The sequence below is a fragment of the Gammaproteobacteria bacterium genome, assembly GCA_022450155.1.
GTDB lineage: Bacteria > Pseudomonadota > Gammaproteobacteria > Arenicellales > UBA868 > REDSEA-S09-B13.
Genome location: JAKUQR010000005.1, coordinates 126632 through 140264 on the forward strand (window position 1 = coordinate 126632; position 13633 = coordinate 140264).

Annotated in this window: 11 protein-coding genes; 6 read left to right on the forward strand and 5 right to left on the reverse strand. The window is 53.0% G+C overall.

Going from position 1 to position 13633, the window contains the following annotated elements:
* Window positions 1-48 precede the first annotated feature (48 nt).
* From MK323_04355 to MK323_04380, 6 genes are all read left to right on the forward strand, one after another.
* Window positions 49-522 carry an Lrp/AsnC family transcriptional regulator gene (locus MK323_04355; protein ID MCH2481391.1) on the forward strand — a complete coding sequence of 158 codons (474 nt, stop codon included), beginning with the start codon at window positions 49-51 and terminating at the stop codon, window positions 520-522.
* A gap of 43 nt (window positions 523-565) precedes the next feature.
* On the forward strand, window positions 566-2077 hold the full coding sequence (locus MK323_04360) for an acetyl-CoA acetyltransferase (protein MCH2481392.1): 1512 nt from the start codon (window positions 566-568) through the stop codon (window positions 2075-2077).
* A 9-nt stretch (window positions 2078-2086) separates the two neighbouring features.
* Complete coding sequence (locus MK323_04365) at window positions 2087-3064, forward strand: SMP-30/gluconolactonase/LRE family protein (protein MCH2481393.1); 978 nt, start codon at window positions 2087-2089, stop codon at window positions 3062-3064.
* 92 nt (window positions 3065-3156) lie between these two features.
* Complete coding sequence (locus MK323_04370) at window positions 3157-4095, forward strand: hydroxymethylglutaryl-CoA lyase (protein MCH2481394.1); 939 nt, start codon at window positions 3157-3159, stop codon at window positions 4093-4095.
* Between the two features lie 19 nt (window positions 4096-4114).
* A complete protein-coding gene (locus MK323_04375; GenBank protein ID MCH2481395.1) occupies window positions 4115-5257 on the forward strand; it encodes a CoA transferase in 1143 nt (380 codons plus the stop codon).
* Window positions 5258-5382: 125 nt separating this feature from the next.
* Window positions 5383-7263, forward strand: a complete 1881-nt coding sequence (locus tag MK323_04380) for an NAD(P)/FAD-dependent oxidoreductase (protein MCH2481396.1) — start codon at window positions 5383-5385, stop codon at window positions 7261-7263.
* Between the two features lie 31 nt (window positions 7264-7294).
* Here the strand turns inward: MK323_04380 and MK323_04385 are convergent, their stop codons facing one another.
* From MK323_04385 to MK323_04405, 5 genes are all read right to left on the reverse strand, one after another.
* Entirely contained in the window at window positions 7295-8266 is a 972-nt protein-coding gene (locus MK323_04385; GenBank protein ID MCH2481397.1) for a 3-hydroxyacyl-CoA dehydrogenase NAD-binding domain-containing protein, read from the reverse strand.
* 62 nt (window positions 8267-8328) lie between these two features.
* Complete coding sequence (locus MK323_04390; protein ID MCH2481398.1) at window positions 8329-9528, reverse strand: acyl-CoA dehydrogenase family protein; 1200 nt, start codon at window positions 9526-9528, stop codon at window positions 8329-8331.
* Window positions 9529-9599: 71 nt separating this feature from the next.
* A complete protein-coding gene (locus tag MK323_04395) occupies window positions 9600-11708 on the reverse strand; it encodes a 3-hydroxyacyl-CoA dehydrogenase NAD-binding domain-containing protein (protein ID MCH2481399.1) in 2109 nt (702 codons plus the stop codon).
* A 110-nt stretch (window positions 11709-11818) separates the two neighbouring features.
* Window positions 11819-12649, reverse strand: a complete 831-nt coding sequence (locus MK323_04400; GenBank protein ID MCH2481400.1) for an ABC transporter permease — start codon at window positions 12647-12649, stop codon at window positions 11819-11821.
* Window positions 12650-12652: 3 nt separating this feature from the next.
* Entirely contained in the window at window positions 12653-13609 is a 957-nt protein-coding gene (locus tag MK323_04405) for an ABC transporter permease (protein ID MCH2481401.1), read from the reverse strand.
* Window positions 13610-13633 lie beyond the last annotated feature (24 nt).

A 13633-nucleotide genomic window follows, 5' to 3' on the forward strand; every position in this document is an offset into this window, starting at 1 on the left:
AATTAAATCCGCATTCTTATGCCTAATATTCTCCCTTAGAGAAATAACATGCCCTATAGCTTTGACACCACTGACCGCCGTATTCTCGAGGTCATTCAGGAAGAGGCTCGTATTTCGAATACCGAACTGGCTGATCGCGTCGGACTTTCGCCGTCGCCGTGCTGGCGAAGGGTCCGTACGCTTGAGGCTACTGGTGTCATTGAGCGTTACGTGACCTTGGTGAATGCAAAAGCCGTCGGCCTGCCAATCACTGTATTTGCGACGGTCACCCTCGAAAAACAGGTCGAGTCCGCGCTGGGATCTTTCGAGAAGGCGGTAACGGAGCGACCGGAAGTCATGGAGTGCAATCTTATGACAGGAGAGTTCGACTACCTGCTTAGAGTAGTAGTACCAGACCTTGCCGCTTACGAACGCTTCCTGATGGATCATTTGACGCGAATCAAGGGAATCGCCAGTATCAAGTCCAGTTTTTCACTCAAACAAGTCAGTTATAAAACTGCGCTACCACTACCTGACCCATGACAACCGGCCTGAAAACTTACCACAGACACATAACGCTTCAACTGTGAAACTCCTTGATCCCGTAATTGTCGGCGTTGCTCAGGTTTCACAACGCGAAGACGACCCTCTGGTAGCACGATCGCCACTGGAACTTATGGTCGACGCGGTATCCCGCGCAGCTCTGGATAGCGGCTGTCCGGAGATTCTGAAATCCATCGACTCTGTCCGGGTGGTCCGGGGAATGTGGGGCTACCAGAATCCAGCCCAGTGCATAGCCGACAGACTCGACTTATCACAGGTCGAAACCGGACTCACGTCACTCGGCGGCAACTATGTACAGACACTGGCGAATCAGAGTTTTCTCGATATCCAATCAGGACACTTGGATACCATCGTACTCGCTGGCGCTGAATGTGGTCGCACGCAATCGCGGGCAAGGTCGGCCGGCCTGACGCTGGACTGGAACCCTGTCTCCGTTACACCCGGGCAAGATCCAACAGGTAGCGACCGGGGGGACACAGAGCCGGATTTCTTTATCGGCAGCCATTTGAATACCCGCCACGAAGCTGAACTCCAGCGTGGAATTCGACACCCCATCCAGTACTACCCCCTGTTTGAGATTGCCTTACGGTCAGCAGCGGGTGAAACCGTGTCGGAGCATCTCGAAAAAATCGCCGGGCTTTGGGCTCGTTTTAGCGCTACTGCAAAAAACAACCCAGATGCATGGATTCAACGTGAGTTTTCAGCGTGCGAGATCGCTACCCCCACTGAATTTAATCGACCAGTGTCACTGCCTTATCCCAAGCTGATGAATTCAAATAACAACGTTGATCAGGGTGCCGCTCTCATTGTGACGTCGTCGGCGCGGGCCAGACAGCTCGGTATTCCAAGCAACCAGTGGATCTACCCGCATGCCTCGACCGAGGCATGGGATCACCTGCACGTGTCCGAACGGGACGATCTGCATTCTTCGCCGGCCATACGCCTTGCGGCTTCACGGTTGTTTGAATTGACGAATCTCGATTCCGAGAGTTTTGAATATATCGACCTTTACAGCTGTTTTCCCTCCGCAGTACAAATCGCTGCAAACGAGATCGGACTGAGTCTCGACCGGCCACTGACTGTAACTGGCGGTCTGACATTTGCCGGTGGCCCTTGGAACAATTATGTCATGCACGCAATCGCACGTACGGCTACCTTGTTGCGATCAAACCCCGAGGCCCTGGCCCTTGTTACGGCCAATGGCGGGCTGCTGACAAAACATGCACTGTGTATCTATTCCGGCGTGCCACCCGAACGGCCATTCAATTGGGCCAATGTCCAACAAGATGTGGACAACCTGTACCGAAGACCCATCAAAACCAACCATGAGGGAGAAGTCACGATAGAGACCTATACAGTCATGTATGAAAACCATTCACCATCTGTGGCACACGTCGCATGCCTGCTGGATAACGGACAGAGAACCTGGGCAAATGTTCTGGACCCGGACACCATTGCCGATATGATCACCTCAGAATACTGTGGTTGTTCCGGGAAAATCGGTATCAGTGGTAATTTTGCCCCTTACAGCTAACTTAGTGTTGTGATTACTCGTGTAGAGCGCATCAGTTGTGACCAGATCACTTTTGCGGGTCAGGGACTCGTACGACCAGAATGTGTCATAGCAACCTGCAAGGGTGATCTCTATGCGAGTCACGCAGGGGGGGGTATCACCCATATCGCACCCACAGGTGGAGCTAGCGTTTATCTTGCCAACAACTGCGAAAAGCCCGGTGATTTTCTTCCAAACGGTTACTCGCTCCGGCCTGATGGTTCTTTTCTTATCGCCAACCTGGGGCAGTCAGGCGGTGTTTACGTGCTCGACCGAGACGGTTCACTGCAGGTTTTCGTCAGTGAAGTCGACGGGTTGACCCTGCCGGCGACCAATTTCGCCAACCTTGATCGAGAAGGTAGGACCTGGATTTCTGTAAGCACCAGCGCAATTGACCGGGAACAATCGTTTAACAAAACCGTTGCAGACGGATTTATTGCGCTGGTTGATCGCTCTGGCGCCCGGGTTGTCGCCGACGGAATTGGATTCACAAATGAAAATAAGGTTGATCCTTCCGGTCACTGGCTTTATGTCCATGAAACCATGGGGAGGTCGTTATTGAGATTCCCAATAAGAGCAAATGGTGATCTGGGACCGCGCCAAACAGTGACTGAATACGGCCCAGGCGTATACCCTGACGGTTTCGAGTTCGACAGTGAAGGTGGCATCTGGTGCGCCAGTGTACTCAGTAATCGAATCATTCGCTTAGACCCGGACGGCGTTCAGCAGATGATCATCGATGCCGGTGACCCTGACCTGGTCGAGCGTGCTGAGTCAGCCTATCAGAGCAATACGTTTTCCCGTTCACTGATAAGTGAGGGCCTGCATAGTCCGCTCGGAAACTGTGCGAGCTTGTGCTTTGGCGGTGATGACCTTAAGACTGTTTTCGTAGGCAGTCTTCACCTGGACAGAATAGCCAGCTTTCGCTCACCGGTTGCGGGAGCACCACCACCCCACTGGCTGTTCTAGACTCAGTTAATGAAGGCGTATACAGACTCTCCTTGCAAGCCGACAGACCTCATGGTAGAAATGATTCGAGCGAATAATGGAGCGCATTCCTGATGACAAGACCGACAAAAGTCGAAGTGACTGAAGTAGGCCCGCGTGATGGCCTGCAGGCAGAGCCTGTGTTTGTTGCGACCGAATCAAAAATTCAACTCGTCAACAACCTGATCGATGCTGGTGTGCCTCGCATCGAATTCTCATCCTTCGTTTCACCCCGTGCAGTTCCCCAACTCACCGATGTCGTTGAAGTGTTTGAAGGTATCAACAAAACCAGCTCAACAATACTCGCTGCCCTGGTACCTAATGCCAAGGGTGCAGCGCGCGCGGCCGATACGGGTATTGACGAAATTATCGTTTTCCTGTCAGCCTCAGAAAGTCACAATAAGAAAAACGTCAACCGTTCGGTCGAGGAATCCTTGGTTGGATTTGAAGAAGTCGCACGGATTGCCGCTGATGCGAATATTCCAGTCCAAGGGGTCATTGCGACCGCGTTTGGCTGCCCTTTTGAAGGCGACGTGCCCATCGATCAACTTGGCCTCATCGCTCAACGCTACAGTAAGCTCGAATTCAAGGGTATCGGACTGGGCGACACCACCGGCATGGCCACACCGCCAATCGTAAGACGCGCGGTTAAATATCTTCAGGATACGGTACCGGAGCTACCGATTGGGCTTCACTTCCATAACACTCGGGGTCTGGGGTTGGTCAATGTGATGGCCGGGCTCGATGAAGGTATTGACCAGTTCGATGCCTCATTTGGCGGTATCGGCGGCTGCCCTTTTGCACCAAAAGCAACCGGCAATATCTGCACTGAAGATTTGGTCTACATGCTGCACGAAATGAACATCGATACGGGTGTCGATCTACAAGCTCTAATGGCTATTGCCACCAAGGTAGAAGCAATCGTGGGGCATGACCTGCCCGGGCAGGTCATGAAGGCGGGACCCCGTCTTGACCTGCACTCGACGAGTTCTGTTGCGACCGCACAAGGCTGATTAACCTCAGGGAACCTCTGTGCCACTTAAAAGTCTACGGGTTATCGATCTCACTCGGATCCTCGCAGGTCCATTCTGTACACAACTTCTTGCTGACCTGGGTGCCGACGTCATCAAGATTGAGGGGCCACGAGGGGACCCTGTTCGCCAACAAGGAATCATGGTTGATGGTCTGAGTTGGTATTTCGCCCAGTTCAATCGAAACAAAAAATCCGTAGTACTGGACCTGTACGGAGACAGTGACAAAAACACATTGTCCCGTCTTCTAGAAACGGCAGATGTTCTGGTTGAGAATTTCCGTCCTGGCGTTCTTTCCGATATGGGGTTCGGACCAGGCGAACTAGAAATTCTTAACCCGAGACTGATTCATGCCAGCGTAAACGGATACGGCACCACCGGGCCTTATGCCGATCGCCCTTCATTTGATTTTATCGCCCAGGCTATGAGTGGTTTTATGAGCGTGAATGGCCCGCCCGACGGAGAACCGCAGCGCGCCGCTCCGCCGATAAGCGATCTGGTTGCTGGACTGTACTGCGCATTTGGGATTCTGGCCGCACTGCACGAGCGAGAAAGCAGTGGGGTCGGTCAACAGGTAGAGTCCAGCCTGACCGGCGGCCTCATCAGTATGTTGGCCTATCTCTCTGCTGAATATTTTGCAACGGGCGAGATACCCAAACGGACCGGCAATGACCACCCTATCGTGTCGCCGTATGGATTATTCCGTGCCAAAGACGGGATGATTGCAGTCGCGCCATCAACCGATGTGTATGTTGGGAAATTCCTCAGCGCGCTTGGCCTCGAACAGCTGCTGTCAGACCCGCACTATGCCACCAACTCTGACAGACTCCTTAATCGGGATGCTCTGTCAGAACGCATCAACAAGGTCACCTGTTGCCAGTCGGTGAACCACTGGATCAAGGCCATCAACCATGCGGGCTGCCCATGTGGAAGAGTGTTGGATCTGGCTGAAGTTTTCGAAGATCCACAGGTCCTGGCACAAGACATGGTCCTCAACGTCCCACATCCGGGCCACGGTAACGTCAGGATGACCGGCTTCCCGGTCAAGCTCTCAAGAACGCCGGCGGGTATTCAGCGTCCGGCACCGGATCTGGGTGCAGATACCAAAGAAATACTCGATAAACTCGACTCACGGCCCCTCTAGGGTAGGCAGCCACAACTAGAGACAACGCTTCACAATACACCACCCGCTAAACCTTCAGCAGCTGAATTCCAAACGTGTCGATACCAACTCATGCGACCTACGGTCGGGCGGCTTTAGCAGGTGCAATGCCCGATGCCGACCTCAGGGTATTGTTGATGAGCCTCGTTCATCAGACAGGGGATACGCACTGGCTGGATCCACCTTACACACCAAGTCGTGACGTACGCCTGATTGCCGATCCATCCGCCGGCTTGCCTGAGTCTGTGCAAACTGACCTACGCGCACGCGCCATAGAAATTTTTTCGCACTCCAGTTCTGGACCGGCCCTAACAGATCTTGATGATTCCCTGATGATCAGAATGATGAGTACCTGCCTGGGCGAAGCGGTACCACCTGAGTATGCGCCTGCCATGCGCGACGAGCTTGGCTTTACTGATCGAGACATTCACTGGTCTGAACCACCAGAGAAAAACAAGCTGGCCGATCGAGAGGTGTTGATCGTGGGTGCTGGCGTAAACGGTATTGTGCTGGGCGCTAAACTGGGCCAACTCGGTATCGAGTACACCATCGTGGAGAAAAACAAGGATGTGGGTGGCACCTGGCTGGAAAATTCTTATCCGGGTTGCGGAGTCGACACACCTAATCATGCCTACTCACTCTCATTTGGTCAGCGCTACCGCTGGAGTCGATATTTTGCGTTACGTGATGAGATCCAGGACTATCTGAAGCGTTGTGCCAACGAATTTAGCGTTCGAAGTCATATACGTTTCCAAACAACCTTGATGAGCGCTCGATGGATCGAGTCTGACCAGTGCTGGGAAGCTGAGCTTGAAGGGCCTGCTGGCAAAGATCGTTTTCGCAGTGGATTTCTGGTCAGCGCAATCGGCCAGTTCAACCAGCCCCGGAAGCCAACTATCCCCGGTTGGGAATCCTTTCAGGGAGACGCATTTCACAGTGCACACTGGCCGGCAGATTTAGATGTTACAAACCAGCGTGTCAGCATTATAGGCACCGGCGCTTCTGCAATGCAGATTGCACCGTCGATTGCCAAACAGGTGGAAAGCCTCATGATCTACCAGCGTACGCCACAGTGGGTCAGACCCATACCGGGTTATGGCGAGTCGATTCCACCGGGCGCGCAGTGGCTGCTGGAATACCTTCCATACTATGTTGAGTGGTTTCGATTCACGATGTTCTGGCGCTATGGAGATGGCCTGTTACCATTTCTGCGAAAAGATCCCAAATGGCCCCATCCCGAGCGCGCACTCAACCGGGTTAATGACAGGCACCGCCAGGAAATGGTTGACTTTATGGCGGTCCAGCTCAAGGACCATCCGGATCTCGCGGCCTGTTGTCTTCCTGACTATCCCGCCTACGGCAAAAGAATACTACTGGACAATGGCTGGTACCACGCACTGACCCTGCCCCAGGTTCAACTCATTACCGATCCCATTGATCAGATTACAGCATCAGGAATCTCCACAACAGATGGTGTTCACAGAACCACCGATGTCCTGATTTACGCGATTGGCTTTGAGATGATGCAGATGGCTTCACGCCTGCGTATAAAGGGCCGGGGCGGTATTGATCTTAAAGACACCTGGGACGGTGACAATCCGACGGCCTATCTGGGGATGACGGTTCCGGGTTATCCCAACTTTTTTTGCCTGCTGGGACCAAATACCGGTCTGGGTCATGGTGGCAGCGCTATGTTCCAGGCTGAGTGCCAGACCCGCTATGTCACTGCCTGTCTGGTCAGAATGATTGAGGAAAACCTCGCCTCTCTGGACGTGCGTCGTGACGCGCACGACAGCTATGTTGAACGAGTCGACAAAGAACACCAACAGATGATTTGGTCACATCCTGGCATGACAACCTATTACCGTAATGCCAGGGGTCGAGTGGTAACCGTGATGCCCTGGAGACTGGTCGACTACTGGGAGATGACGCGCGAAGCCGATCTAGCCAATTATCACGTTGAACACCAAACTTGCACTACCGGGTAGCGATCACCTGCCTACAGCCAGTTAAACTCAGTTACTGCGGCATATCCGGCCAGCCATCCTGACCTGGTGGAAACCAGAATTCGTCGACGGCTCTCTGGATTGCCACAAGGCAACGATCTCGGCGACGCTCAAACTCTTTGATCGAGCGGCCAGCCTGAATCGCCTCACAACCGGCTGCGGTGGCGTTCACCAGCTTCTCCGTAAAGTCCGGCGCCGGCAAATTCGTCCAGCGGTTTGCCACCTCCGGCGCCCAATGCGCCATTGAATATCGAATACCCCCGTCACCACCGGCCAGATGAAACGTCAACATAGGGCCCAGGAATGCCCAACGCAAACCAGGCCCGCCAGTTATCGCAGCATCGATCTCAGCGGGCGTACAGATCCCCGCCTCGATCATGTACAGCGCCTCGTGGAAAAGCGCCTGTTGCAGCCGGTCGGAGATGTAACCATCGATTTCAACCGGCGCCTGAAGGGGTCGCATTCCAAGCGATCGATAGAATCCACCACCGGCACGCAAGGTATCCTCAGTGGTTGCCTGGCCACCTACTATTTCCACTAAAGGCAGTAAATAAACAGGATGGAAAGGATGCCCGATCATGACCCGTTGCGGATATTTTGTCTTTTCCTGTAGCAGGCTCGGCCGAATACCAGACGAACTGGAAGCAATGACGACATCAGGCGGGAGGAGTTGATCGACCTGGGTAATTAGCTTGACTTTAAGCACCTCATCGTCTGGGGCATTTTCCTGAACGTAGTCGGCGACGGACAATGCGGCCTCTAAGGAAGTTTCAAATTTCAGCCGACTCCGATCTGCCCCGGACTGCAGCCCCACTTCTTTCAAAATGGGCCACGCACTATCCACGTTGGCAAACAGCGTGGCCTCAGCCGAGGGATCAGGGTCCCATGCAACCACGTCCAGACCATGGGCAAGACAACGAGCGGCCCAACCGCTGCCAATGAGACCCGTGCCCAGCAAAACAACTGTATTGATCGGCTCACGCATTGGTTTGATCTCTGAGTTCTACTGACAAAATACTCACTGGAGCACCAACAAGTCAGCTGGTATCAATACTGTTTGAGTTCCAGGCGAGCAATCTGATTTCGATGCACTTCATCTGGCCCGTCGGCTAAGCGCAGCAAGCGTGCGGTTGCATAAGCATGCCCCAGACCAAAGTCATCGGAGAGGCCAGCACCGCCGTGTGCCTGAATCGCCCAGTCCACAACCTGACAGGCCATATTGGGCGCTGCCACTTTAATCATCGCAATTTCTTTGCGCGCTTCTTTGTTGCCATACTGGTCCATCTTGTGGGCGGTATAAAGTGTCAGCAAACGATTTTGGTCTATCATAATCCGGGCTTCAGCGATGCGTTCCTGGGTGACAGTCTGATCAGCAATAGGGCGGCCAAATGCCACGCGGGTTTTCACCCGGCGGCACATGGCCTCGAGCGCACGCTCGGCTAAACCGATCAAACGCATGCAGTGATGAATGCGGCCGGGACCAAGACGACCCTGAGCGATCTCAAAACCTCGGCCTTCTCCAAGCAACATATTCGATGCGGGCACCCGAACATTCTCAAATAACACCTCGGCATGACCATGGGGTGCATCATCAAAACCCAGCACGGGGAGGTGCCGGAGCACCTTAACGCCAGGCGCCGACATCGGAATGAGAATCATCGACTGCTGTCGATAGCGGTCCTCGTTATCAGGATCTGTCTTACCCATAAATATCAGGATCTTACAGCGGGGATCGTTCGCGCCTGAGGTCCACCATTTGCGCCCGTTGACCACATAATTGTCTCCGTCCCTGCGAATTTCAGACTGAATATTAGTCGCATCGGACGAGGCGACATCGGGTTCGGTCATCGCAAATGCCGAGCGGATCTCTCCAGCCAGCAAAGGCACCAACCATTCTTTTTGTTGCTCGGGTGTACCGTAACGCGATAACACCTCCATGTTTCCGGTATCCGGCGCAGAGCAGTTGAAGACCTCAGGGGCATAGGGGGAACGCCCCATCACTTCACATAACGGTGCATAGTCGTAATTACTGAGGCCGGCGCCCAGTTCACTTTCTGGCAAAAACAGGTTCCATAGGCCAACCTCCCTCGCTTTGATCTTCAATCCCTCTACGATCTCAGTGGGCTGCCAACGCTCTCCTGTTGATAATTCTTTCTTAATTGGGGTTTCGTTAGGATAAATATGCTCATCCATGAATTCTGACAACTGTCTGTGGAGTTCCGTACTCCGCTGAGATTTTTCTATCATGGTTAACTTCCCTCAGTCAAATCAAGCAATTAATACTTTCAACCCTTCAACAAGCTGAATCACAAACCTTTTTACTGATTTCCCGCATCATAGGATTCGAAAGACTCACCGTCATCAGCCAGCTTCTCCAGTAATCGCGACAGTTTCCAGTGATCAAGTATCGACTGTTCTGAATAGCGGCCTATACCCTCTGCGACAACGTCAAGTCCAACTACACCCGCCCAGTGCATGGGCCCGCCGCGCCATACTGGAAAACCGTACCCGTTCAAATAGACCAGATCGATGTCACTGGCCCGAAGTGCAATTCCTTCTTCAAGAACAGTGGCACCAATATTAATTAAGGGATACAGACACCGTTCAAGTATCTCCTGGTCATCAAAGTCTCGTGGGCCCACACCAAAATGACGTGCAGCTTGTTCTGCCAAATCATTTACCTCCGAGTCCGGTACTGGGACTCTGCTGTCCTTCTCGTATGTGTAGTAGCCTCTGCCTGTCTTCTGGCCAAATCGACCCATTTCACAGAGTCTGTTGGATACAAACGCACCGGGAACATCAACAGCGACACCATTTCCAGCTGCTTTTCGTTTGGCCCAGCCTATATCGAGGCCAGCCAGGTCCGATACCGCAAGTGGGCCCATCGCCATGCCGAACTCATACATCACGCGGTCGATGTGTTCGGGTGCGGCACCTTCTTCAACCATAATCGCAGCCTCTCCAAAATACCCTTCGAGCATCCGATTGCCGATAAAACCGTGACAGACACCGGACACGATCGGCAGTTTCCCCATCTTGCGCCCGAGATCTAATACACTCATCAGAACTGCTTTGTCTACACTGTCTGTACGCACGACCTCGAGCAGTCTCATTACGTTTGCCGGGCTGAAAAAATGTGTACCCAGTACATTGCCTTTGCGTTCAGGGATGCTATCTGCGATCTCGTTTACATCCAGATAGGAAGTATTCGTTGTGAGCACGGCCGTCGGCTTGACACATTGATTTAAACGCCCGAAAAGCTCTTTTTTTACGGTCATTTCCTCGTAAATAGCTTCGATGACAATGTCAGCGTCAACCAGGTCATCGAGTGTCGTCGACCCCGTAACCAGCGCCAGCCTTTCGTCCATCTTTTCTTGTGTGAGTCTTCCTTTACCGACAGTTGCTGCGTAATTCTGCCTGATGATCGACAGCCCTTTGTCCAATAACCCAGCGTCCTGTTCCACCACGGTCACCGGAATACCGGCGTTGGCAAAATTCATGGTGATACCACCCCCCATGGTGCCAGCCCCAACCACTCCTGCACTGCCAAACTGATTTCGCTCAACATTTTTGCCCACTCCGGGTATTTTTCCAGCGGCTCGTTCGGCAAAAAAGACATGGCGCATCGCCTTTGATTCATCTGACGCCACGCAAACTTCAAATATCTCTCGCTCACGTGCTAACCCCTCATCAAATGGCAACTCAACTGCCGCTTCGACACACTCGATACAGGCATACGGTGCTCGCATACCACGCGCCCGGCGTTTGATCTGTAGTCGCTTAGTCTGAAATAAGTCCGAATCCTCTACTTCGACGTTCCGGTCCCGTGCTAACTGATGTGGGCTGCTTGTTTGACCGGCCTCGCGTGCAAATGCCAATGCACCTTCGACAAGCTCTGTCTCTATAAGCCGGTCACAAATCCCCAGCGACACAGCCTGCTGAGCGGTTACCGGGTCACCCGATACGATCATATCCAATGCTGCCTTGGCACCAGCCAGTCGGGGCAGTCGCTGTGTGCCTCCGGCGCCGGGGGGTATCCCGAGTTTGACCTCCGGTTGACCGACCCTTGCTTGCGGCACAATGACCCGGTAATGACAGCACATTGCAAGCTCAAGCCCGCCACCGAGTGCATGTCCGTGAATTGCAGCAACGACTGGTTTTGAACTTTGCTCTAAGGCACGGATGACGTCGCCGAGCTTGGGCTCATCGTCAGGCCAGGGTTTCGAAAAATAGCGTATATCGGCACCCGCAATAAAACCTCGCCCTTCGCCGACCAGTACCACCGCCACGATATCCGAATCAGTATTCGCTTGGTTTAGACCGGTGATAATGCCGCCTGGCACTCCAGGACTCAACGCATTAACGGGAGGATTGTCGACTGTGATCACTGCCACGTCCTCTTGAGCTTCATATCTGACCAGCGTCATTTCACACTCCTCGCGTATTGTGAATACAAACTTTCATTATGGGTTGGGGGTGCTCAGTCTTTCCACAGAATGAAAGCAGATAATCGTTACGTTTGAAAAGCCGATTGCGGTCAGTCGCTTCTCAATCCGCTCGACTTATGCAACAACCAGTCAACGACAAAATTAACGGCCACCGTGAGAACTGCGATGCAAGCTGCCGGCAGAAGTGGTGTTATGTCGTCGTAATTAATCAGTGTGGCGTTGTCTCGGACCATTGACCCCCAATCTGCGGTCGGGGGTTGTATCCCCAGCCCCAGAAAGCTCAACGCGGCAATAAACAAAAACACGAAACAGAATCGAAGACCGAATTCTGCCAGCAGCGGCGCCATGATATTCGGGAGAATCTCTTTGCGGATAACCCACCACAGGCCCTCCCCTCGAAGGTGGGCAACTTCAACGAAATCCATCACCGCTACATTCATTGCCGATGCCCGGGTGATGCGGTACACACGGGTACTGTCCAACACAGCGATTACCAGCACCAAAGTCGGGATAGAGGTTCCAAGAATTGTGAGAATCAACAACGCGAAAACCAAGCCGGGTATAGCCATAAGAGCATCAACAATTCGACTGATAATTGTATCGTACCAACCGCCGAGTATCGCCACGAGCATCCCGGTTACCCCCCCAATAGCGAACGCGATGACGACAGCGGCCAACGCAATACCGATTGTATTGCGAGCGCCGAAGATGAGCCTAGATAACATATCTCGACCGAGATTGTCCGTCCCAAGAGGATACTTCTCAGACCACAGTTCGTAAGCTCCGCCCAGTATTTCTGTCTCACTGTAAGGTGCGATGATTGGCGCAAATATGGCGACGACCAGATAAGCTGTTATCGTCACGAGCCCCAGCTTTGCACTCAACGGCGCCTCGAGGAAGCTTCTAAAAATTCCCTGCATGATCTATCGTGGATGCAACAATCGGGGGTTGGTGACTATAGAGACGATGTCTGCGAAAAGATTCAGTAGAATATAAACGCCGGCAAAAATCATCGAACAGGCCTGTACCACCGGCACATCCCGCTTGGATACACTGTCCACCAGCAACTGCCCGAGTCCAGGATAGACAAACACGACCTCCACCACGACCACGCCGACGACCAGGTAGGCTAAATTCAGCGCGACGACGTTCACGACAGGCCCCCAGGCATTGGGCAACGCATGGTGCAGGATCACACGGATCGGGCGCACCCCTTTCAACTGGGCCATTTCAATATAAGGACTGGAAAGCAGATTGATAATTGCCGCGCGGGTCATGCGCATCATATGGGCCACCACCACCAAGGTGAGGGTCGCAGCCGGCAAGAGGCTTCGAAAGAGGCGATCACCCAGTGGTAGATCCTTACTGATATTGGAAATACCCGGAAACCAGCCTGCCTTGACGGACAGGAACAAAATTAGGATATAAGCGACAAAGAATTCCGGGAACGATATCGATATCAGCGTAAACAGATTGACTCCACGATCGAACACACTGTTTCGATACAGTGCAGCCAGCATACCCAGGATAAGTGAAAGCGGGATCGCAATAGCGGCAGCAAATCCACCGAGAAACAGAGTGTTCGACAACCGGCGACCGACCAGTTCCGAGATCTCTCGTTTGTTGGCGAGCGACTTCCCCATATCACCGGTCAACATGCCTTTGAGCCAGTCGAAGTAGCGTTCCGGCGCAGGTCGATCTATCCCGAGCTCGGCTCTGAACGCAGCCACAGTCTCGGGCGTCGCAGATTGGCCCAGAATCGCCTGCGTGATGTCTCCAGGCAACAGCTCGACCACGAAAGCAATAAAAATTGAAACGATAAACAAGGTCAGGAGGCCCAGCGCAATACGCTGGGCCACCACCTTTAACAAACTAAACAATGCTTATTTTCCCAATCTATCTAA

What these genes read in the sequence shown, in the direction of transcription:
- MK323_04355 (MCH2481391.1), top strand. Translation starts at nt 49, where the DNA reads ATGCCCTATAGCTTTGACACCACTGACCGCCGTATTCTCGAGGTCATT.
- MK323_04370 (MCH2481394.1), top strand. Translation starts at nt 3,157, where the DNA reads ATGACAAGACCGACAAAAGTCGAAGTGACTGAAGTAGGCCCGCGTGAT.
- MK323_04380 (MCH2481396.1), top strand. Translation starts at nt 5,383, where the DNA reads ATGCCCGATGCCGACCTCAGGGTATTGTTGATGAGCCTCGTTCATCAG.
- MK323_04385 (MCH2481397.1), bottom strand. Translation starts at nt 8,266, where the DNA reads ATGCGTGAGCCGATCAATACAGTTGTTTTGCTGGGCACGGGTCTCATT.
- MK323_04390 (MCH2481398.1), bottom strand. Translation starts at nt 9,528, where the DNA reads ATGATAGAAAAATCTCAGCGGAGTACGGAACTCCACAGACAGTTGTCA.
- MK323_04395 (MCH2481399.1), bottom strand. Translation starts at nt 11,708, where the DNA reads ATGACGCTGGTCAGATATGAAGCTCAAGAGGACGTGGCAGTGATCACA.
- MK323_04400 (MCH2481400.1), bottom strand. Translation starts at nt 12,649, where the DNA reads ATGCAGGGAATTTTTAGAAGCTTCCTCGAGGCGCCGTTGAGTGCAAAG.